At 51.6% G+C, this 19,050-nt stretch carries 28 protein-coding genes; all 28 read left to right on the forward strand.

Features of this window, described 5'->3' with window-relative positions; translation table 11 throughout:
* The first annotated feature begins 85 nt into the window (after window positions 1-85).
* The 28 genes from KTH90_RS06335 (at window position 86) to KTH90_RS06470 (ending at window position 19,011) form a co-directional block, all read left to right on the forward strand.
* Window positions 86-892, forward strand: coding sequence for a hypothetical protein (locus KTH90_RS06335; protein WP_009258048.1), 807 nt, complete (start codon window positions 86-88; stop codon window positions 890-892).
* Window positions 885-2,315 (forward strand): ATPase, T2SS/T4P/T4SS family, encoded by a 1,431-nt coding sequence (locus KTH90_RS06340; protein WP_071698948.1) that lies wholly within the window; start codon window positions 885-887, stop codon window positions 2,313-2,315. The genes KTH90_RS06335 and KTH90_RS06340 overlap by 8 nt, the downstream gene beginning before the upstream one ends.
* Window positions 2,264-3,196, forward strand: coding sequence for a type II secretion system F family protein (locus KTH90_RS06345; protein WP_024729867.1), 933 nt, complete (start codon window positions 2,264-2,266; stop codon window positions 3,194-3,196). Before KTH90_RS06340 ends, KTH90_RS06345 begins: the two co-directional genes overlap by 52 nt.
* Window positions 3,193-4,071, forward strand: coding sequence for a hypothetical protein (locus KTH90_RS06350; RefSeq protein WP_195328133.1), 879 nt, complete (start codon window positions 3,193-3,195; stop codon window positions 4,069-4,071). The genes KTH90_RS06345 and KTH90_RS06350 overlap by 4 nt, the downstream gene beginning before the upstream one ends.
* Window positions 4,072-4,400: 329 nt before the next feature.
* Window positions 4,401-4,547, forward strand: coding sequence for a hypothetical protein (locus tag KTH90_RS06355; RefSeq protein ID WP_169897207.1), 147 nt, complete (start codon window positions 4,401-4,403; stop codon window positions 4,545-4,547).
* A 64-nt stretch (window positions 4,548-4,611) separates the two neighbouring features.
* Window positions 4,612-4,833, forward strand: a complete 222-nt coding sequence (locus KTH90_RS06360; protein ID WP_009258044.1) for a DUF6133 family protein — start codon at window positions 4,612-4,614, stop codon at window positions 4,831-4,833.
* Between the two features lie 86 nt (window positions 4,834-4,919).
* Window positions 4,920-5,258: a hypothetical protein gene (locus KTH90_RS06365; protein WP_238726476.1), complete on the forward strand. Its 339-nt coding sequence runs from the start codon at window positions 4,920-4,922 to the stop codon at window positions 5,256-5,258.
* A 68-nt stretch (window positions 5,259-5,326) separates the two neighbouring features.
* Window positions 5,327-5,743 (forward strand): zinc-finger-containing protein, encoded by a 417-nt coding sequence (locus tag KTH90_RS06370; protein WP_009258042.1) that lies wholly within the window; start codon window positions 5,327-5,329, stop codon window positions 5,741-5,743.
* Between the two features lie 14 nt (window positions 5,744-5,757).
* Window positions 5,758-6,333: a sigma-70 family RNA polymerase sigma factor gene (locus tag KTH90_RS06375; RefSeq protein WP_195328132.1), complete on the forward strand. Its 576-nt coding sequence runs from the start codon at window positions 5,758-5,760 to the stop codon at window positions 6,331-6,333.
* Between the two features lie 62 nt (window positions 6,334-6,395).
* Window positions 6,396-7,097, forward strand: coding sequence for a hypothetical protein (locus tag KTH90_RS06380; RefSeq protein ID WP_238726477.1), 702 nt, complete (start codon window positions 6,396-6,398; stop codon window positions 7,095-7,097).
* Window positions 7,094-7,582: a hypothetical protein gene (locus tag KTH90_RS06385; protein WP_195328131.1), complete on the forward strand. Its 489-nt coding sequence runs from the start codon at window positions 7,094-7,096 to the stop codon at window positions 7,580-7,582. The genes KTH90_RS06380 and KTH90_RS06385 overlap by 4 nt, the downstream gene beginning before the upstream one ends.
* 168 nt (window positions 7,583-7,750) lie before the next feature.
* Window positions 7,751-8,356, forward strand: a complete 606-nt coding sequence (locus KTH90_RS06390; RefSeq protein ID WP_238726478.1) for a hypothetical protein — start codon at window positions 7,751-7,753, stop codon at window positions 8,354-8,356.
* A gap of 274 nt (window positions 8,357-8,630) precedes the next feature.
* Window positions 8,631-9,038: a single-stranded DNA-binding protein gene (locus tag KTH90_RS06395; RefSeq protein ID WP_044940998.1), complete on the forward strand. Its 408-nt coding sequence runs from the start codon at window positions 8,631-8,633 to the stop codon at window positions 9,036-9,038.
* 109 nt (window positions 9,039-9,147) lie between these two features.
* A complete protein-coding gene (locus KTH90_RS06400; protein WP_238726479.1) occupies window positions 9,148-9,963 on the forward strand; it encodes a hypothetical protein in 816 nt (271 codons plus the stop codon).
* Between the two features lie 32 nt (window positions 9,964-9,995).
* Window positions 9,996-11,069: a DUF932 domain-containing protein gene (locus KTH90_RS06405; RefSeq protein WP_009258035.1), complete on the forward strand. Its 1,074-nt coding sequence runs from the start codon at window positions 9,996-9,998 to the stop codon at window positions 11,067-11,069.
* Between the two features lie 41 nt (window positions 11,070-11,110).
* Complete coding sequence (locus tag KTH90_RS06410) at window positions 11,111-11,956, forward strand: hypothetical protein (protein WP_024729858.1); 846 nt, start codon at window positions 11,111-11,113, stop codon at window positions 11,954-11,956.
* Between the two features lie 98 nt (window positions 11,957-12,054).
* Window positions 12,055-12,594 carry a sigma-70 family RNA polymerase sigma factor gene (locus KTH90_RS06415; protein WP_195328129.1) on the forward strand — a complete coding sequence of 180 codons (540 nt, stop codon included), beginning with the start codon at window positions 12,055-12,057 and terminating at the stop codon, window positions 12,592-12,594.
* 38 nt (window positions 12,595-12,632) lie between these two features.
* Window positions 12,633-12,881, forward strand: a complete 249-nt coding sequence (locus tag KTH90_RS06420; protein ID WP_009258032.1) for a hypothetical protein — start codon at window positions 12,633-12,635, stop codon at window positions 12,879-12,881.
* A gap of 96 nt (window positions 12,882-12,977) precedes the next feature.
* On the forward strand, window positions 12,978-13,661 hold the full coding sequence (locus tag KTH90_RS06425; protein ID WP_238726480.1) for a YkgJ family cysteine cluster protein: 684 nt from the start codon (window positions 12,978-12,980) through the stop codon (window positions 13,659-13,661).
* 181 nt (window positions 13,662-13,842) lie between these two features.
* Complete coding sequence (locus tag KTH90_RS06430; RefSeq protein WP_238726481.1) at window positions 13,843-14,283, forward strand: DUF7659 family protein; 441 nt, start codon at window positions 13,843-13,845, stop codon at window positions 14,281-14,283.
* Window positions 14,284-14,295: 12 nt separating this feature from the next.
* Window positions 14,296-14,751, forward strand: coding sequence for a hypothetical protein (locus KTH90_RS06435; RefSeq protein ID WP_238726482.1), 456 nt, complete (start codon window positions 14,296-14,298; stop codon window positions 14,749-14,751).
* Between the two features lie 32 nt (window positions 14,752-14,783).
* Window positions 14,784-15,554, forward strand: coding sequence for a methyltransferase (locus KTH90_RS06440; RefSeq protein WP_009258028.1), 771 nt, complete (start codon window positions 14,784-14,786; stop codon window positions 15,552-15,554).
* Between the two features lie 120 nt (window positions 15,555-15,674).
* Window positions 15,675-16,280: a DUF6809 family protein gene (locus tag KTH90_RS06445; RefSeq protein ID WP_058722736.1), complete on the forward strand. Its 606-nt coding sequence runs from the start codon at window positions 15,675-15,677 to the stop codon at window positions 16,278-16,280.
* A gap of 30 nt (window positions 16,281-16,310) precedes the next feature.
* Window positions 16,311-16,667, forward strand: coding sequence for a hypothetical protein (locus tag KTH90_RS06450; RefSeq protein ID WP_238726483.1), 357 nt, complete (start codon window positions 16,311-16,313; stop codon window positions 16,665-16,667).
* A 43-nt stretch (window positions 16,668-16,710) separates the two neighbouring features.
* Complete coding sequence (locus KTH90_RS06455) at window positions 16,711-17,391, forward strand: hypothetical protein (RefSeq protein WP_238726484.1); 681 nt, start codon at window positions 16,711-16,713, stop codon at window positions 17,389-17,391.
* Entirely contained in the window at window positions 17,384-17,878 is a 495-nt protein-coding gene (locus KTH90_RS06460; RefSeq protein ID WP_227144102.1) for an adenylosuccinate lyase, read from the forward strand. The genes KTH90_RS06455 and KTH90_RS06460 overlap by 8 nt, the downstream gene beginning before the upstream one ends.
* Window positions 17,879-17,915: 37 nt before the next feature.
* Entirely contained in the window at window positions 17,916-18,077 is a 162-nt protein-coding gene (locus tag KTH90_RS06465; RefSeq protein WP_157838658.1) for a hypothetical protein, read from the forward strand.
* Window positions 18,078-18,141: 64 nt separating this feature from the next.
* On the forward strand, window positions 18,142-19,011 hold the full coding sequence (locus tag KTH90_RS06470) for a hypothetical protein (RefSeq protein ID WP_238726485.1): 870 nt from the start codon (window positions 18,142-18,144) through the stop codon (window positions 19,009-19,011).
* Window positions 19,012-19,050: the final 39 nt, after the last annotated feature.

Genomic DNA, 19,050 nt, shown 5'->3' on the forward strand with positions numbered 1-19,050 from the left:
ACCAGTTTGATAATTTTGATTATGATAATCGAAATTATATTACCGCACAATCAAGGGCATTCCGCCCTTGGGAAAGGAGTTTCCTATGGGAAAAGTCATTACCGTCTGGGGCAGCCCAGGGAGCGGAAAAAGTATGTTTTCCTGCATTCTGGCAAAAGCCCTGACCCGCGACAAGCGGAAAGCGATCATCATCAATGCGGAAATCAGTGTTCCTATGCTTCCGGTGTGGCTGCCGGAGCAGATCATTCAGACCAATGCCTCTGTAGGGCAGGTACTGAGCAGCGTGGAAATCGATACCTCTTTGGTGGCAGGGCATGTTACCGTGCTCAAAAGTTATCCCTTCATTGGAGTGATGGGCTATGCTGCCGGTGAAAATCCGTTGAGTTACCCGGAAGTCAAGTACGCCATGGTACTCCAGCTGGTCAACGCCGCCGCAAGGCTTGTGGATTTCGTCATTCTGGACTGCAGTTCCAATATGACGAATGTGTTCACGCCTGCCGCCATTGAGTCAGGGGATCTGGTCATTCGCATCCTGACGCCTGATCTCAAGGGCGTTAATTACTTAAAGGCCCATCAGCCCTTGTTGGGAGATGGGCGTTTCCACTACGATCAGCACATGACCTTTGCCGGCATGGCCCGCCCTTTCCACGCGCTGGATGAGATGGGCCATATCATCGGCGGATGGGATGGCCTTCTGCCCTATGGCAAGGAGATCGACCGCTGCGCCACCGAAGGCGGGATGTTCCAGGCCATCAAATACTGCAATCCCAAATACACAGCTTCGCTCAACAAAGTTTTGGATGCGCTGGAGCAGATGGAGCTGGCTGACCATGCCGCAGAGGATGATGGAAACGAAACCGAGCATTTTGAGGAGGAAACTGCCGATGAATAATCTCAATGACATTTTCTTCGCTCCTGCGGCCAATCAGGACCTTACCTATGAACAGATTCTGGAAGATGTACAGCGGTATTTTGCGGAAAACCACGCCGCCACGATTGCAGAGGCCGGCGATGGAAATACCGACCGCGCCTCCTCCCTTTTGAAAGAACTGATGGTGCAGTACATCGTCAAGCGAAAATACGCCATCGAGGGGCTGACCACGGAGGAACTGTGCGAGAAGCTCTATGAGGACATGGCCGGGTACTCCTTCCTGAAAAAGTGGATCTACAAACCCGGTATTGAGGAGGTCAACATCAATGCCTACAACGATATTGAGGTGATTGAAGCCGGCGGGCGCAGCGTTAAAATCCCGGACAAGTTTTCCTCTCCACAGCACGCTATTGATGTGGTCCGGCGTATGCTCAACGCCTGCGGCATGGTCATAGACGATACCATGCCCAGCGTGATCGGATTCCTGGATAAGAATGTGCGTATCTCTGTGGATAAGACGCCGATTGTTGACCCGGAGGTGGGGATCAACGCTTCCATCCGTATCGTAAATCAACAAACGGTTTCTGCACAGAAGCTGTTGGACTCCGGCAGTGCAACAGCGGAAATGCTTCATTTTCTGACCGCCTGCATCCGCTATGGCGTATCCGTCTGCATTGCCGGGGCCACCGGCTCCGGCAAAACTACCATCATGGCATGGCTGTTGTCCCAGGTCCCTGACAACCGGCGCCTCATCACGATTGAGGAGGGCAGCCGCGAATTTGATCTGGTTAAGCGGGACGAAAATGGAAACATTCTGAATTCCGTAGTCCATCTGCTCACCCGGCCCAGCGAAAATCCTTCCTTGAACATCAACCAGGACTTCCTGCTGGAGCGGGTCCTTCGTAAGCACCCGGATGTGATCGGCGTCGGTGAGATGCGGTCTGCGGCAGAAAGCCTGTCCGCTGCAGAAAGCTCCCGTACCGGCCATACTGTCTGCACCACAATCCACTCTAACAGCTGCGCTTCTACTTATCGGCGCATGATGACGCTCGCAAAGCGAAAATATATGATGGGCGATGATGTTTTGATGCAGATCATGGTCGAAGCCTATCCAATCATCGTGTTCACAAAGCAGCTGGAGGACCGAAGCCGTAAAATCATGGAGATCATCGAGGGGGAAGGCTGTGAGGGCGAACGGCTGATTTACCGCACCCTCTACTCTTACAATGTGCTGGACAACACTGTTGATGCAGATGGACGGCCCCTTGTGGTCGGCCGCCACAAAAAAGTTTCCGAGATGTCCAGCTCATTGCAGAAGCGTCTCCTGGACAATGGGATTTCCCATAAGGAGCTGGATGAATTTCTTGAGCACGACAAGGAGGTGTTGAACGGATGCCGTGGGTTTACATCATATGCTTCGCCCTCATCGCCGCTGGACTCCTAACGCTGTTTGGTGTGCGGCCGGGCGATTTCATTGATGCGCTTTTCCGGTCACAGCGCAAGTCGGCCACTCTGACCGATGAATTGAATGTTCTGATGGGTACTCCGGCCAAAGGCTTCTTTAATCAGGACTTTGAATTAAAGCAAATCCTCAAAGGCACCGGGCGGGCTGACCGGTATGAAGCAGTCAAACGGCTGTCTCTGATCCTGTTCGCGGTGGGCGGCGCCCTGGCGCTGCTGATTGGCAATGTGTACATGGTCCCGATTTTAGGGATCGGATTTTCACTCGCTCCTATTTGGTATCTGCGCAGCACCGCAGCCAGTTATAAAAAGCATTTGAACGAAGAACTGGAAACGGCCATCTCCATCATCACCACTTCCTACCTGCGCACAGAGGACCTGATCCGGGCAGTCAAGGAAAACCTGCCCTACATCAATGAGCCGGTGAAGGCCAATTTTGAGGCATTTGTCTATGAGGCAGAGTTGATTAACGCAAATACTACGAGTGCCATCAATTCGCTCAAAATGAAGATTCCAAACCGTGTTTTCCATGAGTGGGCTAACATCCTCATTCAGTGCCAGTCTGACCGGGCCATGAAAAATACATTGCCTACCATCGCCCAGAAGTTTTCTGATGTTCGTGTGGTGCAGTCGGAGCTGGAGGCTATGATGCAGGGGCCGCGCCGGGAGGCGATCACGATGATGTTCCTTGTGATCGCCAATGTACCGCTGCTTTATTTCCTGAATGAAGATTGGTTTCACACGCTGCTCTTCACCACGCCGGGCAAAATCGCTTTGGCAATCTGCGCAGCCATTATCCTGTTTGCCCTGACCCAGATCATGAAACTGAGCAGGCCCATTGAATATGGAGGTGACAGCGCATGACGCTTTTAGCTCTCACAGCAGTGATTTGTTTCGGCTTTGCTGTCTATAACCTGACTTGTGCCTTTGCAGACATTCCCACGAAGCGTACCTCCCGTATGATGCTTCTGGCCCGCAAGCAGCAGGGCGTAAAGGCCGAGAAACTGCTGGATGTCTATCTCACCAAAATCGCCGGCCTGATCGCTCCGTACCTGAAGCTGGACAAGCTCAAGCGGAATAAACTGCAGCGGGCGCTGGACATTGCCGCCATGGAGCTGACACCGGAAGTCTACACCGCCCGGGCCTGGGTCACAGCCGGGGCAGTCGGCCTCAGTTCTTTGCTGATGGCGTTTTTGATACCGCTTATGGTGCCTGTTCTGATTGGTCTGGCCGTGGCGCTGTGGTTTTCAACCTATTATAAGGTTTTTGACTTTGTGAAAAAGCGGCGCAAGCTCATTGAGAATGAGATCCCTCGCTTTGCCCTTACCATCGGGCAGAATTTGGAAAATGACCGGGATGTGTTGAAGATCCTTACTTCCTACCGCCGGGTGGCAGGCAAGGACTTCGGCGCGGAGCTGGACCAGACGATTGCCGATATGAAGACCGGCAACTATGAAAACGCCCTCATCCATTTTGAAACCCGCATCGGCAGCCCCATGCTGTCCGATGTGATCCGGGGACTGATTGGCGTATTGCGAGGCGACGATCAGAGGATGTACTTTAAAATGATCTGTTTTGACATGAGACAGATTGAGCAGAACAACTTAAAAAAGGAAGCGGCCAAGCGCCCCAAGAAGATCCAGCGTTACTCCATGATGATGCTCATCTGCATCATGATCATCTACCTGGTGGTCCTCTGTACCGAGGTTATGGGCTCCTTGGGCGCTTTCTTTGGATAATCGGACTGCGAATGGAACGGCCCCACATCTGGATGTGAGGGCCGTTTCCTATAAGAGCTCTATGGTTTTCTCTGCAAGATACATCGGAAGATTCGTGATAAATGATGATGCACATTCGAGGTGTCCACATTTTTCTTTGTTTTGCAATTCATTTTTTCACATTTTTCTGAATGTATGAAGCAGAAAAAACACATTTTTCTACCTCTTGCAGTGTAAAGGAGGTAAGTGCTTGTTCTATAGCGGATTTTTGTAGCGGTAGTCAGCTGCCGTCATTTATTTCTGGGCCAGCCTGTCATATACAGGTCGGCCCTTGTTTTAAGGAGACTTTTATGCCTAAGAAAAAATTTTCCCCGTCTGGCGGCGCACGGGAAGAAAAGCGCCGTTTCCGCTGGCTTCTGTATCAAAAGCCGAAAGCCTATCCCAGCCGGCCCATTTCCAATAAAAAGGACATGCTCAAACCGATTCGTCGTTCTTGAGCGGTGAGCAGTCTTTTTATAAAACCATCAACATCAAAACAATAAAATTTCAGGAGGTCTTACCATGAGAAACTTTACCACCCGTATCCAGAACAAGGCGAATGCACTGGCCCTTCGTGCCCGTATGGCGCTTTCCAACCAGCGCGGTGATTTTTACATTTCGGACGCTGTTAAGATCATCATCGCCGTGGTGCTGGGCGCCCTTCTTCTGGCGGCCCTGACCCTCATTTTCAACGACACGGTGATTCCGCGTATCACCAGCGAGATCGAGGGCCTGTTTGGCTAAAATCACCGGCGGGGATCGGTCTGTGGACTTCCACAGCCGGTCCCCGCTTTTTTAGTTTTTGAAATATAGGATAACGGAGGTACAGGATGAACATTTCCTGCAAAATTTATTCTTTCCTGCGGGCTGTTCGCGGCAACTGGCGCAACGCTATCTTTGTAAGCTGCGATTGCGGCCACTGCATGTGCGGCCGGACAACGCCCTGTTCCGGTTTTCTTCTGGCTGTGGATGAGTGCGGACAGGTTATGCTGCTTTCTGCCGAGGACATCCAAAGACTATCCGGGGAAACTGTAGATTCGTCTGAGTGCATTGCCATTTTGTCCCGGCGCGCCTTTGACGCCGCCTTTTCCAAGTACATCGAATGGCACACACCGGAGCCTTCCGCCTGTGCGCTCAGACAACTTTCTCTGGACCCGGGCTACAATTAACACTGTTTTTTCACACTGAAAGACGCCTTTGCGCCGTCATCTATACGCATTTGGAGGTGATGATTTTTATGACGAAGCAAAAACATATCCAATGCCCTTATTGCCATGCTAACGCCTCTCTTCGCCCCGCCAGCACAGTCTATGGCTGTAACCGCCGTTCCCAGGGCAAATATATCTATCTCTGTGATCGCTGGCCGGCTTGTGATGCCTATGTGAGTGCCCATGACCGGACACACCGGCCTATGGGGACTCTGGCAAATGGGGATCTCCGGCACAAACGAATCCTGGCTCACCGGGCGCTGGAGCATCTGCAGCAGAGCCGGCACATGGAAAAATGGGAGGTCTACATCTGGCTCCAGGCCAAACTGGGACTAAATGACCAGCAGGCACATATTGGCATGTTTTCTGACGGGATGTGCGATGAGGTAATTCGCCTCTGTTACAAAGCCGCTGCTCCTTTGGGCAATCTGCATTCGGCCGCTTAAAGGGGGGTGAAACGATGACCAGTTTAACAGAACAGCAGCAGGAACTTGTTGCCCGGAATCTTTTTATCGTACATTGGGTCATTTGTGACTACATCCATGTTAATCCGACTATTTGCGGTATGGAATATGGAGACCTGTTCCAAGAGGGGTGCCTTTGGCTCTGTAAAGCCGCGTCTACTTATAAGAATGACGGACGGGCCCAGTTTTCTACCTACGCCAAAACGGTCGTTAAAAACGGGCTTCTGTCCTATTGCCGGGCGATCTGCAACAGGAAGAAAAAATTCAGCAGGCTTATTATTGGAGAACATGGAGAACTGGCTGCAGACGGAGAGGCCCTGGAGTCCCGGCCCGACGCCTTTGACACCCAAGTATCTCTGATAGAAACTCTGTCATTGCTGGACGCCTGTAAAAAAGATTACGATGGTGTAACCCGGCTTGGCATTGAGGCGCTTGCCCTCAAACTTCAAGGGATGCGGGTCACAGACATCGCGGAGCTTTATCAGGTGCCGCCCTCCCATGTGGGGGCATGGATCTCGCGTTCCACCGCAAAACTGCGCAGAGACTCCAAGTTCCTGAAAAGCCTGCTCTGAATTTGTTGAAAACCGCGGCCTTTCCGCAGTAAAGGATATATAAAAGAAGGAGGTACTGATGAATGGAACAGAAAACCCTATATACTGCAATCGGCCGTCTGGACCGGGAAACGAATGGCTGTGGCCGGTCCTGCCCGGTCATCCGCCTGAGCGGGCAAACTTACATGGTGGATATGCAGGAAATGGTCGTTTGGACCGCCCTAAACTGGCGAATTTCTAAACGAGAGGATATTTCCCTCCAGTGTGACAAGCTGGTGTCCTCTCTGGGAGATTGTATTTCCCGCTCTTGGGATGCCTGCGTAAATCGGCTGCTCACCCGAGGTCTGCTGGTATCTGGCTGCGGTGAAACGGAATACGATGCTCTGTATGATTTGTTGAGTTCTCTCGGCATTATTCCAGTCAGCGGATCAATGCTGATGAGGAGCATCTCATTTGTCAAACTGGTGGCAGGCCGCCGAGTCCCTATTCAACAGGCGCTAAAATTATTCCAAAAAGACCGGCGTACCGACTATGAGACCCGTGTTATGAGGCTGGCCCAGCAAGCTCTGCTGTCCACCGCTGAGATCATCAAGTGTGTAGAGCAGGATGTTGCCTATCTTCCCAATGAGCAGTTCTTGATGGAGGCCGTGTACGGCGACGACGAAACCACCTGCTATAATATCGCCGGCATAATGAAAAACAGCCGGAGCAGTCAGGCAGTAACGCTGGCCGTTGCCAACCTCTACCTGCGCCAGCAAATCATTTTTGAGAGGATTACCACATGAAGAATCAATGGAACCAATTCCCGTTCGTGCTGCGGCGAAAGATTTTGTTGACCTTTTTGGCTGGGCTCGCAAGCATTGCCCTCAGCCTAATCATCTTCATTATTACCACAGACCATATCCTGCTGGTACTGGGCAGCATAATCTTTCTTGCCTCTCTGGTACTGGTTAGGAGCTTATGGAGCACCATCGCCCGGGGCCAGTATGAGATCGTAGAAGGCGTCTGCTCCAGCGTTATCTCTCCTGTGATAAGGCGGTATCGCAAAATCCAACTGATAGATGGACAAGGCGCGGAGCGCACTTTACTGTTAAGTAAGTCCGCCAAGTTTCAGATTGGCGCCCGGTATCGTTTCTACTTTCAAACCGGCAGCCGCCCTGTGGTCGGGAATGACTATTTGGACGCAGCTCTCTCCACCAACAGCTTCCTGGGATATGAGGCCCTTGGTGAGCCGGCTGTCCCAGAGGAACAGGCTAAGGAGAACGGCTAAACCTACGGCAAAATAGGAAAGAGATACGGTGCAGGCTCCACAACCACAGCATCGTATCTCTTTTTCTTACTCTTCTATCCGCTATTTTTACAAAGTCTGATTTTGCTGCAGAAAAACGGAGGATTTTCCCTATTTAATAGGTAGAATCTAAAAAGGAGGTCTACCCCCATGTACAAGCCACACACGATTGAGCAATACAAAATCCAACAGTTTCTGGATCATACCTTTGCTATGGAACACTTTCTGGTCTCTCCATTATCCCGCTCCGCACTCATGCTGGAGGACAGATGCGGTGAGCGGATTGCCTTTTCCTTCTCAGACAACGAAGTGCGTGAAATCCCGATCCCTTCTGCGCCATCCCCGGACAAGGTGAAATCGTTCATCCGCAGCTTTCGGGCGCTTGGAACTAAACCGCATCTGCGCACCTTTGAAGATGTTACCCGCTGGTGGCTGAATCACCCAAATCCGCTGACCTACCAACAGGCTCTCGGCCTGCCGGATGAACTTTACCGCCGTTTTCTTTCCTCCACCCTGATTGAAGACGAAGACGCCCAGCGTCTGGCCGCATCAGGGCTTGTTTCGGAAGATGCTTACCAGGACATTCAGCTCTGGTATCTCAACGGCAACACTGCTAACTGCTGGCTCGGCCCCCTCGGTATAGATGGAACAGGCAATCTCTATGCGCTGACCTTCAACTATGGTACACCCCGGGCCAAGGAACTGAAATTCTACCTGTTGGATGATTACTACCGCCACATGAACCACATATTGTAACTCGCCGGGCCAAAATATCTATATATAGTATTATATCACTTGACAAATACAAGATATGGTGTTAAACTTAATTTGTAATTGATTTTTGTGCGTTCCCCATGTGGGATACAGATGAAACATCTGTACCGCAAGGCCAAAAGCCCTGCATTGCACACGCAGTTAAGTTTGTATGCTGTATCAAGTGTCAGTGGTATTGCCACGCCCTTTTCGGGTTGGTATCCGCTGGCACTTTTTATATATAGATAGTAACGCCGATGGCGAAGAAAGGAGTGTTATGGCACAAATCTATGTATTTGGCCGAGTCATGCACGAGCTTACTCCCAAAGAGAGCCAGTCAAAGCAGCCGTATGTTTGTTTTGATTTGATGGAACGCTCCGGAGGTGAACATCCGAACTTCTATCAAGTATGGGCCCGCGGCGACCAGGTTGCCCGGCTCACACGGCTCAAGGTCAAAAAGGGAAGCATGATCTGGCTCACTGGATCGCAGAAACTGGTGGATGTACGGCAAAAGGACGGGGCCACAGTCAAAAAGTTGAAAGTATGGCTGACGGACTTTGGTTTTCTTCCTGGGCAATCTTCCAGAGCAAAAGCGGAACATGAGCAGCATGACTCTGACGCGGCGGCAACCGCTCCAGCCCCCTCCGAGGTAATGGACGGCGACCGCGAATCCCTGCCGGAATAAAATCCGGCACTGCAAGAGGGACCGTATCAAGTTTTCAGAATGAACTGAAGCTTGGTGCGGTCCCTTTTTTTGTTTTCAAGCAAAACTTAAAAGGAAGGACGGTAACAACATGAGTAACGACAAAGGACTTTTGAGCGGCAGCATCACAATCCTGATCGGTGCTGTCATCGCCATCATGGCTTTGGTACGCGGACCCTGGCAAGCGTGGCTTCTGATAGGGGTATTTACCCTCTGGGGGCTTTGGGTCGTGCTGATCCTCCTGCTCCCCTATATGCAGCAGGCCAAGCGCCGCCGTCAGCGTCAGCAGAGGGAACGCCAGCTCCATGCCGAGGGTATCGCGCAGAACACCTTTACGGTGCCGGAGCTTGAAGGGCCTGTACCAGACGATCTGCTGCTCCGCTATGCCAACCACCGGATTTTGACTTATCTGCGTTCCTCTTTTCCCAACGCCTGCTTTGAGTGGTGTGAAAAGAGACCGGCGGATTTGATCCGCAGCAACGGCACAGGGCGTATCCGCCTTTACAATGTGGAGGCGTTCGACCATGCGGACATCACCTTCGGCAAGGATGCGACGATCCGCTGTGACCTGCTCAAAATCGTCCCTCTGTCCAAAGCAGGGACAGAGCAGGAAGATCAGGCCGACATCCCACCCAACAAGCAGCCCATCGACCCGCGTATCTGGTACGAGAATAACGGGCGCACAGTCATGGAGACGCTGATTGCCGACCTGAACTCACGCGGCCACAGCAAACTCACACTGAAAGAGAACGGGGACATCTGCATCCAGCAGGGTGAAGAGCTTGTCCCGCAGGAACATCTTTCCAACTTTCCGGCAAAGGTCTACTGGCCTCGTCTGGTGGAAGTGTTTGAGAGCAACGGTCTGGCTGCTGAAACAACAGCGCAGGGCATCCAGGTCTCCTGGTGACCGCCATCGTCATGAGAAGGGAGTGAAATAACATGAAATCAGGGATCAGTCTTGTGGAAATGGCACAGGAAATCCAGCGGCAGAACGATTTGAAGGCCGATTATATGCTGGACACCCGGAGTCTCCGGTTGGAGCCTTTTGGTGGCGGGCTGTATCTCAACGCTTACGACCAATCCGGTGATTATGCTGTGGAGCCGCTGGAGGTCAACGCCATCGCACACAGGCAGATCGGAACGCACCTCAAGATCCCGGCAGCCTATTATGACAAGATGCTGGAGGAATACCCCGAGCTGCTGGCGCAGAATGTGAATGCCTGGTTCCAGCGGGAGCCAGCTGTGCGTATGGTTCGCACCATAGACGGCACAGCGCGGGCGTTTCTCAGCAACCGCTACCGGCGTATCGACAACCTCGATATTGCCGGGATTGTCCTTCCAGTCCTTCAGGAGATGGAAGGGATGCACTTCGAGAGCTGCCAGCTCACCGACAGCCGTATGTACATCAAGGTTGTCAACACCCGTTTGGAGGCAGAGGTCGTACCCGGTGACATCGTGCAGTCCGGTATTATTATCAGCAATAGCGAGGTAGGCCTGGGCTCGGTGAGCATCCAGCCGCTGGTCTATCGTCTGGTGTGCAGCAACGGTATGGTGGTAAACGACGCCCAGACGCGCCGCAACCATGTAGGCCGTGTCAATGAGGCTTCGGAGAACTACCAGCTGTATTCGGAAAAGACGCTGGAGGCCGATGACAAAGCCTTCGCCATGAAGATCCAGGACACGGTGCGGGCCGTAGTAGACGAGGTGCGCTTTACCCGTGTGGTCAACATGATGCGGGAAGCCAAGGACGCCCCCATGAATACTGCCGCTGTCCCTGGCATTGTGAAGCTCGTCAGCAAGGATTTTCACATCACGGACGATGAAAGCTCCGGTGTGCTGCAGCGGTTGATTGAAGGCAACGATCTGACCTTATATGGTCTGTCCAACGCCGTAACGCGCCACAGCCAGGATGTTAAGGACTATGACCGGGCAACCGCGCTGGAAGGCATCGGCTACAACATTCTCTCCATGCCGGCACGGCAGTGGAGCCGAATTAACCAGATGGCCGCTTAAATGGCTGCCATCCATCAAAAAATTAACAGGAGGAATGAACTATGTACGAACAGAACACTTCTATGGTGGCCGCAAACGAGCAGAACAAATTCTTGCTTCCGGCGATGGTGGAGGGCGACTTCAGCCGCGATGAGATCGCAGAAGATGCGGATGGGCTTCAGATGATGAGCTTCCAGCGGGTGAAGATTCCCGCCGGCGGCGCCCTGCAGTTTGAAGTTCCCACGGAAGATCCCGACAATCCGGATTATACCCGGACGCTGGAGGGCATCATCCTCTACAACCACTCTGCCTATACTCTGTGGCCGGAAGGCAGCGAGTATGACGAAGACACCAAACCGCTCTGCTCCTCTGTAGATGGCAAAACAGGGATCGGCGTACCGGGAGGTGCGTGTGCTACCTGCCCCATGAATGCGTATGGATCGGCCAAGGATGGCGGCCGCGGCAAGGCGTGCAAGAATATGAGGCATCTCTATCTGCTGCGCAGTGGTGAATATATGCCTCTGCTGGTCTCCCTGCCGCCCACCAGCATCAGGCCGTTCAAGGAGTTCCTGAACAGGGCTTTTGTCTATCGCCAGCGTGCCACCTATGGCAGTCTGGTCCAGATCGGCCTCAAGAAAGATAGCAACGGCAGCAATGATTACAGCGTTGCAACTTTCCGCCTTTTGCGTGATTTCCAGGGGGAAGAGCTGGCCCAGATCCGCGCCTATGCCAATGTCTTCAAGGGGCAAATCAAAACTATCAACATTCAGCGGGCGCTGATCAATGAGGAACAGCGGGCCAACGATTGCGACTATGAGATCCCGGAATCTGCCACTGCGGCCCCGGCCTCGGATGGAAGCTATGTGGTCGGCGAGATCAACGGCGACTATGAACAGTTGCCGGCGTAACTGTTTTTGTTGCGGCAATGCCGCATGATACATCATCAAGGGACACCTCCGGCGCAAGTCGGAGGTATCCCTTTTTTATTTAGAACGGAGGAAAATTTATGTTGTGTGAAGTACCGTTGACAAAGGAGCAGCAGGATTTTGCCGCTGAACACCATGGCCTGGTCTATAAATTTCTCAATGACAACCATCTTCCAGAGGATGAATTCTATGATGTAGTTATCTTTGGTTACTTAAAGGCTGTCCAAGACTATTTTTCAAGGGAAATGTTGCGACAATATTCTTTTTCGACGATTGCTTGGAAGATAATGTATCGCAATCTGTCGAACTATTATCTAAGTCAAACACGCTGCAAGCGTAATGCAGAAGTCATCAGCATCCATCTGGGCCTATACCCGGATGGCGTTCCGCTGGAAGATGTGCTGCCGGGCCAGGACCGTCTCATGCAGGAATTTGAAATGCAGCAGATGCTCCATGATCTGGCTTCCCATGTTTCTGAACAACAGATGAAAATTGTCCGCATGAAGGGTTACGGCTATGGAATCAGGGAGATTTCCAGCCACGAAAAAATACCGATGAAACGCATCCAGGAACTTCTTGATGAGGTCCATACTGTGTTTTTGAGGTTATGCCGCGAGTAACCCTCTATCTACCACAAACAGAATGGAGGTCGAAGTATATGACGAAATCAAAAAAATCTATTGTGATGCGCGGAGCACTTCTGCGTCCGCTGGTGATTGGACAGGGCGCACTTCTTCATGCAGGCGGTAAGATCTATCATACCTCCCGTGTGGTAGCCATCCACGATCAGTCGGATGATATGGTACGCTTTGAAACGCTCAACTCCAATTACTGCCTCTCAATGGCCCCTTTTCCGCTGGCGGCCTGCAACCCGCTCCCGATGGTGAGTCTGGCCGCATGCGCGTAAAGCGGTTGTAAGAAGATACCGGGACAACAGAGCTTGTCCTATATGTTTTGGGCCGTGACGGATTTCCCGCCACGGCCCTTTTTTCGGAGGATTGTCATGGATGATCAAAAAACAATAGTAGTGTCCGTTCATGCCAAAGACTGTGTGGACTACCAGTGCCGCAGGTGTGGACAATGCTGCCGTCATATCAAGGATAGTTTGATGGTGGAGAGCCTGGATGCCTACCGGTTGGCAAACTATTTGCGTGGCTGTGATCCCAACATCTGCACTATAGACGATGTGTTGACCCGATACTGCGAGCCTATGCCGCTGACCCAAGAGTGCTTTCCCATCTTCATGCTGAAAACCACGGGGCCGGACGATTCCTGTATTTTCCTGAAGGATGGGTTGTGCAGCATCTACGAGGCACGCCCACGGACCTGCCGGCTCTATCCCTTTTCTGTAGGACCCGGCGAGCGGGGCCGTGATTTTGAATACTGCCTCTGCTTTGACCGCAATCAGCAGTATCATTTCAACGGCGGAAAGGTTTCTGTTAAGGACTGGTTTTATCGCAATTTCCCCAGAGTGGAGAAAGAATATTTGAAACAGGAATATGCCGCTATCACGGAAATCGGTAAGCGGATGCGCTCGATCTCTCCGGAACTATGCAAACAGATGACCTTCCAAGTGCTGTTTTACCGATATTATAACTTCGATTTGGATCAGCCGTTCCTTGAGCAATACGAGCAGAACACCCGCCTGCTGTTAGAAAAGCTTCGGCAATTCGAGTTGGAAAGGTAAGGTGCTGTTATGATGTATGCCTTGGAGCACCTGACCCGTCAAGGGTCAGAGCCTCAGTGGAAGCAATATGCCGTCTGTGCGAATAAAGACCTTTTAGAACGGATTCGCCACAGTCAGCCCCGTCCAGAAGAATGGCGTGTCAGGCTATCTGTACAGCAGAGGAAAAAGGAGGCCGCATAATATGAAAAATCAATATCAGGAGCTGCGGAATCGCCAGCAGGAGGAAGTCAACGCTTTTCCCATGTTTTTTGCGTTCGATAAACAGCAGTTCGCAGAGGGAATGCGCCGGCTCGGCCTGCGCCCTTCCGACATGAATCAGGTGTATGCTATTGCTGGCACCGGTGGATTTTACCGCAAAAGCGATGCGCCGAAGCTGCATGAAATGTTTGCCCGGCACCGCAAGGAGCTTGAGGAGGCCATCGCCGCTGATACAGCTGGAGACAATTTCATTTATGAAATGTTCCTGACTGAACTTTCCAACCACGAATACGGCTATACCGGCGATGTTCAAGACACGCTTGATGCCCTAGGTATCACTCCCCAATACATGGAGGCCATGCCTCAGCTGAAAGCTGGTTTGGACTTGGCCTGCCAAAAAGTAATGCAGAATGACTGTTTTTAAGGAGGCCATGTGATGGAGCAGCAACACTATTTCCCACCGCTTCATGGCGCTGTGGATTGTGAAAAATGCGAGGTGCGGGATTGCTGGTGCCGGGGAAAATTCCAACGAAACCGGCGTGATATGACCCCCGCATCTGGAAGGTGCCCCAGGCTGCCTGACCTCTGTGGTTTTGTAGAAAAGGAAGAACGCGAGCTGTATAAAGCGACTTTTATGCTCGTTCATGCAGAGTATGGCGTCGGCGGTCTGCATTTGACGCTCACGATTCCCGGTCACAAGAGAAATCGGAAGGTCTACCAGACCAAAAGCGGGTACTGGTACTGCAACCTGACCAGCGAGAAGGGGTGTCCAGAACGGCAGGTGTTGAATTTGGAGGGCTACCAGTCCAAAGAAGATATTCTGCGGCACATGAAAAGCCTTCGGACCGACTACTGCATTCTTCGCTGCAGTATGGAAGGTTTCACTGTCTAAACTGTACCAAACCACATAAATGGAGGATACCCATGAGTAAGCTGACCAAAAGAGAAATTCAGCTCCACGATCAGGCGGTTTGTCTCCTGCAGAAAGAACACCTTTCCCACGAAGATAAGCTTTTTATCTTTGAAAATTTCCGGGAAGACGCGGAGCACATCAATAGCAAGTCCGGTGCATTTTTTACTCCTTTTGGACTTGCCAACGATTTTACTCTCCAGATTCCGTGCCTATACGGAAAGACGATCAGAATTATCGACCTGTGTGCTGGAATCGGCGTACTGAGCTATGCGGCACAGCTGGAATGCAGTGACCGCAGCCGCTGCTATGCCGATATTACCTGTGTAGAACTGAATCCGCACTATGTTGAGGTTGGTAAAAAAGTTGTGCCAGAGGCCACATGGATATGCGCGGATGTTCTTGATCCCTTTCTGCCTGACCTCTTGGGCCAATTTGACTTCGCGATTGCAAATCCGCCGTTTGGCCGAATTGCAAACAATTACCGCAAAAGCTACATGAGCGGCGAATTTGAATACATGGTAATAGAGGCGGCCTCCCGTATTGCAAAGGAAGGTGCGTTCATAATACCGCAAATGAGCGCGCCATTCGTATATAGCGGAACGGAAGACCATCGCTGGCTTCAGGAAGGGCGTGCCAGAACATTTGAAAAAAGGACTGGGATTTTATTGGAGTTTAACCAAGGGATCGACACGGCCTACTATAAAAATGACTGGCATTGCACCGCGCCAATATGCGAAATCGTATGTTGTGACTTTGCAGGGACAGATACCTCTGCCGCCTAAAGGAGCAGGCGGTTTGTCCTCATGAACAACCAAGAAGCCGGTCCCTGTTCTGGGACCTCACATAAACCGCTACAGGCCCGAAGGCACTGGCGGTTTTTCTCTATATGGAGGTGACGAATTTTGAATTTGCACGAAACAGAATATGGCCGCAGATTTTTTAATTCCCAGCTGCCCAGTCTCATCAAGGCTCTGGAACGAATCGCCGAAAGTCTGTCTGCGCCCAAGCAGTCCTTATCAGCCGATTTTGTCGCTGACCCTGATTTTCTTCATGATCTCTACTATGGAGATTATGAGCCGAGCGTGTTCAAAACACAAAGCGAGCACCAGAAGCAGCTTAACCATAATGCTTCAATGGCAGAGGAACTCCTGCGCCAGAAAATGGGCAATTCCCCGGAAGCCATAGCCGCCTTGGAAGCGTACCAGCTTGCCGCCGGTGAGTGCAGCAGCATTGTGGCCGAGCAGGCTTTTGAGTCCGGTTTTCAGACCGCAGTACAAATGCTGGTAGCTGGGCTTATACCGCCTGAAAACAAATTTGCCGCTGAAGTTCCCCTTACCACGCAAGAGCTCCGGAAGATGGACGGGGAACAAGTATTTTGTCTTGACATGAATGAGGAGGTCAGGGTTGTGGCCCGCAAAAAAGGATTCATTCAAGTCACTAATGACAAAGAGATCCATCTCATAACAGGCTTGACCTTATACCGGCATCGGCCAAGTTGGTGCCAATAAAATTTTAAGAAATGCAATGGAGGACACAATATGAAACTTTCTGAAGACGAAGCAAAGAGATTTCTTGAGCGTCTTTGCCCTCTGCAGGAGACGGAACAGCAACTTCTCTGCCCGCGGTGCGGCCACAACGAATTATACTCCGGGCTGTATTTTTTCCTGAACAGTTTGAGCAGATACGCTCATGTATATATCTGCGAAAAGTGCTGGATGGATGAGGCTCTGCGGGAAATAGACGGCAATCCAGTTCCCCTGACCAGCTGGAACGCAGTTCTTCCTTTTGTTTTGAGAGGCGAGATTCCTCCATCGGATAGCCCCTGCCAAGACACCAATGCGTCTGCTGGCCCCGCGCAAACCGGAGAGATTCACAATAGCGTTCAGACTGTGTAAAGCAAAGTCTGACCGTTGTGAAAATTATGAGGCACTGAAAACTATGAAATATGAAGACTATCATCTACCCAGCGGAGTAGACCTTTCTTCCATCACCTATGAGGATATTCGCTGGCAATACGGCGTATTCCGCTGTAACAGCACGGGCTCCGGCCGGTATAAAAAGCGTTTTCCGTGGGACGGTGTAAAAACCAATCTTGGGGAGATTGAAGAAAAGGACTGGTGCAGGCTGGCGGAGGCTGTCATCGAACGCGATGGGGAGGCACATCTGCTAAAGCATCTGATCCAATGGTGCAGCGAACACAATTATATCGGGGCATCAGCCGCTGAACTGCGAAAAGAAGCCCTTCAGCTACACATTGACCGGGTTTTCGACAATCCGCAATGGGGCGGCTACCTTCCTTTCAATAAGAGATACCGTCCAGAAGTCTGGCGAGCCGCTCATATCGTATATGTGCGGAACGAATGCTGCCATAAGATTTCCCCCGTTACACAAGAGCAGATCGACCATGCGTACAACGGGACAATCCCCTGCCCACACTGCGGAAGATGGAGTGAATTCATCGTTTTGGGAATCCGGCTTCAGCCGGAGCCACTGGTTCCCTGCTTGAATTGTGATTGTCATGATCCTGATATGGGCTGTACCATGCCCAGCATTGATAAAAGTTACGCTTGCCCTTTGGTAAGCTGTGATGATGAGCAAACGGAGGTGCTGGATGAGTAGGTATCTGAAGCCGCGGGATCACGGCTATTTGATGGAGGCAGCAGCCTGTGTGAAGGTGCTTGGCGATCTGCAGCGCATCGAGGCAAAATTTGCCCGTGCGGTGGAGAGAGAAAGCGCCGCCCGGCAGGCTGAATTTGAGAAAGTGATGCAATACCACAGCGAGCGGGAACTCCAGGATGACTTCGGATGGGGTTTCATCACCGAGGCTCAATACGACCGGTACCGGCTTCTTTTTCAACAGGGGCAGGCTGCCATGGAGCAGCTGCCGCCGACAAAGAGCGAACTGGCTCTGCGCCTGGTGCGCCGCATCATGGCGGATATTGACGCAGATCGCCGGGAGTGGGAGTTTTCTGCACTCTCCCCGGAAGATCAACGAGCGGAACGGGCGCGGGCCGAGCAGTCGCAGAAAGAGTGGAAGCGAAAAGTCGCGGAGTTGAAACGGAAGCGCGGTATCATCGAGGCCGGCGAGGACATGGAGGAAGGGTGATCACCATTTCGCGTACAGTCTATCAAGGAGGATATGGATGATGAAAATCTTCAAAAGCCAAAAGCCTGCAGTTTGCGGTACTGCCAAGCGGCCCATCCGCCGTTGGCTGCTGCCGCCTAAAAAGCAGCAGGCATATCGCTTTTATTCCACTGCTCATTTTCATGTTTACGAGCGGTGCCGTCATTTTCGACGCGGATAATAAAGGCACATTTATTGATGAATCAAGGGGACTTGCTTTTTCCCCATCAAGGGAGGAATGGACTATGATTTATAAGAAACCGGGTGAGAAATTCTCACATGAGAACATCACCTACACAGTAGGCAGCCGCGTCCTCGCCAATGAAGCGAGTGAGTACAGCGGGCTCTTCGGGCGCATCCTTGAAATTCGCACGGATGATGACCGGGAAACTGAAAATGATACGCCGGACATCTATTGTAAATTTGACCCGCCGTGCCTTTCCGCTGCCCGCCGCGCACTGGAGCAGACTTTTTCTGAACTCTATGATGCGCCAAAGCGTGTGGAGGATTTAGGGCTGGAACTGGTCATCATGGCGCCTGAAATGTTGACGCCTCTGGCCGTTCCCGAGCAGGCGTATCCCCAAGGTACGCTTTATGTCGTCGTCTCGCACTGGGCCACTGACGGGGAATTTGGCTCTTATGAGGCTCCGTTCACTAATTTAATGGATGCCCAGCGGCAATTTCATGACGATCTGAAAAACGAACTGGAGAGCGGCTGCATTGAGAAATGGCGTGAAAAGAGTCAGTTTGCAGAGGAAGAAACCGCAGAAAGCTATGAGTGCTATCTGGATGGAGAATACTGCGAAAACCACTTTTACCTCTCCATTGAAAAACGGCCTCTGCCGCTGGCTCCTGAATTTATACGCACCGTGGCGGCAGCCTATGAAGATGAGTGCGCACGGGAGGATTTTCTTGATAAAGCTCAAGCTTTGCCGGAGTATCTGGCTCTGACAGAAGATCAGAAAAAACAACTGCTGCACAATGCGGACATCAAAGGGCGCATCAGCCACTACCTGGATCTCTGCGATACCTATTGGGAGTGTTACTGGGATGCAGTATCCAAGGCCGCACAGGATATTTTACAGGATGATCAGCAGGCATCCTCACAAAAATAGGACGCTGGTGATTTCTGTTGTGAAATGGAGGAAAAAACT

Origin of the sequence: Diplocloster modestus (genome assembly GCF_019042245.1) — a bacterium.
Classification (GTDB): Bacteria; Bacillota; Clostridia; order Lachnospirales; family Lachnospiraceae; genus Diplocloster; species Diplocloster modestus.

Coding starts and splice junctions, on each gene's coding strand:
- KTH90_RS06335 (WP_009258048.1), top strand. CDS start 86: ATGGGAAAAGTCATTACCGTCTGGGGCAGCCCAGGGAGCGGAAAAAGT.
- KTH90_RS06340 (WP_071698948.1), top strand. CDS start 885: ATGAATAATCTCAATGACATTTTCTTCGCTCCTGCGGCCAATCAGGAC.
- KTH90_RS06345 (WP_024729867.1), top strand. CDS start 2,264: ATGCCGTGGGTTTACATCATATGCTTCGCCCTCATCGCCGCTGGACTC.
- KTH90_RS06350 (WP_195328133.1), top strand. CDS start 3,193: ATGACGCTTTTAGCTCTCACAGCAGTGATTTGTTTCGGCTTTGCTGTC.
- KTH90_RS06355 (WP_169897207.1), top strand. CDS start 4,401: ATGCCTAAGAAAAAATTTTCCCCGTCTGGCGGCGCACGGGAAGAAAAG.
- KTH90_RS06360 (WP_009258044.1), top strand. CDS start 4,612: ATGAGAAACTTTACCACCCGTATCCAGAACAAGGCGAATGCACTGGCC.
- KTH90_RS06365 (WP_238726476.1), top strand. CDS start 4,920: ATGAACATTTCCTGCAAAATTTATTCTTTCCTGCGGGCTGTTCGCGGC.
- KTH90_RS06370 (WP_009258042.1), top strand. CDS start 5,327: ATGACGAAGCAAAAACATATCCAATGCCCTTATTGCCATGCTAACGCC.
- KTH90_RS06375 (WP_195328132.1), top strand. CDS start 5,758: ATGACCAGTTTAACAGAACAGCAGCAGGAACTTGTTGCCCGGAATCTT.
- KTH90_RS06380 (WP_238726477.1), top strand. CDS start 6,396: ATGGAACAGAAAACCCTATATACTGCAATCGGCCGTCTGGACCGGGAA.
- KTH90_RS06385 (WP_195328131.1), top strand. CDS start 7,094: ATGAAGAATCAATGGAACCAATTCCCGTTCGTGCTGCGGCGAAAGATT.
- KTH90_RS06390 (WP_238726478.1), top strand. CDS start 7,751: ATGTACAAGCCACACACGATTGAGCAATACAAAATCCAACAGTTTCTG.
- KTH90_RS06395 (WP_044940998.1), top strand. CDS start 8,631: ATGGCACAAATCTATGTATTTGGCCGAGTCATGCACGAGCTTACTCCC.
- KTH90_RS06400 (WP_238726479.1), top strand. CDS start 9,148: ATGAGTAACGACAAAGGACTTTTGAGCGGCAGCATCACAATCCTGATC.
- KTH90_RS06405 (WP_009258035.1), top strand. CDS start 9,996: ATGAAATCAGGGATCAGTCTTGTGGAAATGGCACAGGAAATCCAGCGG.
- KTH90_RS06410 (WP_024729858.1), top strand. CDS start 11,111: ATGTACGAACAGAACACTTCTATGGTGGCCGCAAACGAGCAGAACAAA.
- KTH90_RS06415 (WP_195328129.1), top strand. CDS start 12,055: ATGTTGTGTGAAGTACCGTTGACAAAGGAGCAGCAGGATTTTGCCGCT.
- KTH90_RS06420 (WP_009258032.1), top strand. CDS start 12,633: ATGACGAAATCAAAAAAATCTATTGTGATGCGCGGAGCACTTCTGCGT.
- KTH90_RS06425 (WP_238726480.1), top strand. CDS start 12,978: ATGGATGATCAAAAAACAATAGTAGTGTCCGTTCATGCCAAAGACTGT.
- KTH90_RS06430 (WP_238726481.1), top strand. CDS start 13,843: ATGAAAAATCAATATCAGGAGCTGCGGAATCGCCAGCAGGAGGAAGTC.
- KTH90_RS06435 (WP_238726482.1), top strand. CDS start 14,296: ATGGAGCAGCAACACTATTTCCCACCGCTTCATGGCGCTGTGGATTGT.
- KTH90_RS06440 (WP_009258028.1), top strand. CDS start 14,784: ATGAGTAAGCTGACCAAAAGAGAAATTCAGCTCCACGATCAGGCGGTT.
- KTH90_RS06450 (WP_238726483.1), top strand. CDS start 16,311: ATGAAACTTTCTGAAGACGAAGCAAAGAGATTTCTTGAGCGTCTTTGC.
- KTH90_RS06455 (WP_238726484.1), top strand. CDS start 16,711: ATGAAATATGAAGACTATCATCTACCCAGCGGAGTAGACCTTTCTTCC.
- KTH90_RS06460 (WP_227144102.1), top strand. CDS start 17,384: ATGAGTAGGTATCTGAAGCCGCGGGATCACGGCTATTTGATGGAGGCA.
- KTH90_RS06465 (WP_157838658.1), top strand. CDS start 17,916: ATGATGAAAATCTTCAAAAGCCAAAAGCCTGCAGTTTGCGGTACTGCC.
- KTH90_RS06470 (WP_238726485.1), top strand. CDS start 18,142: ATGATTTATAAGAAACCGGGTGAGAAATTCTCACATGAGAACATCACC.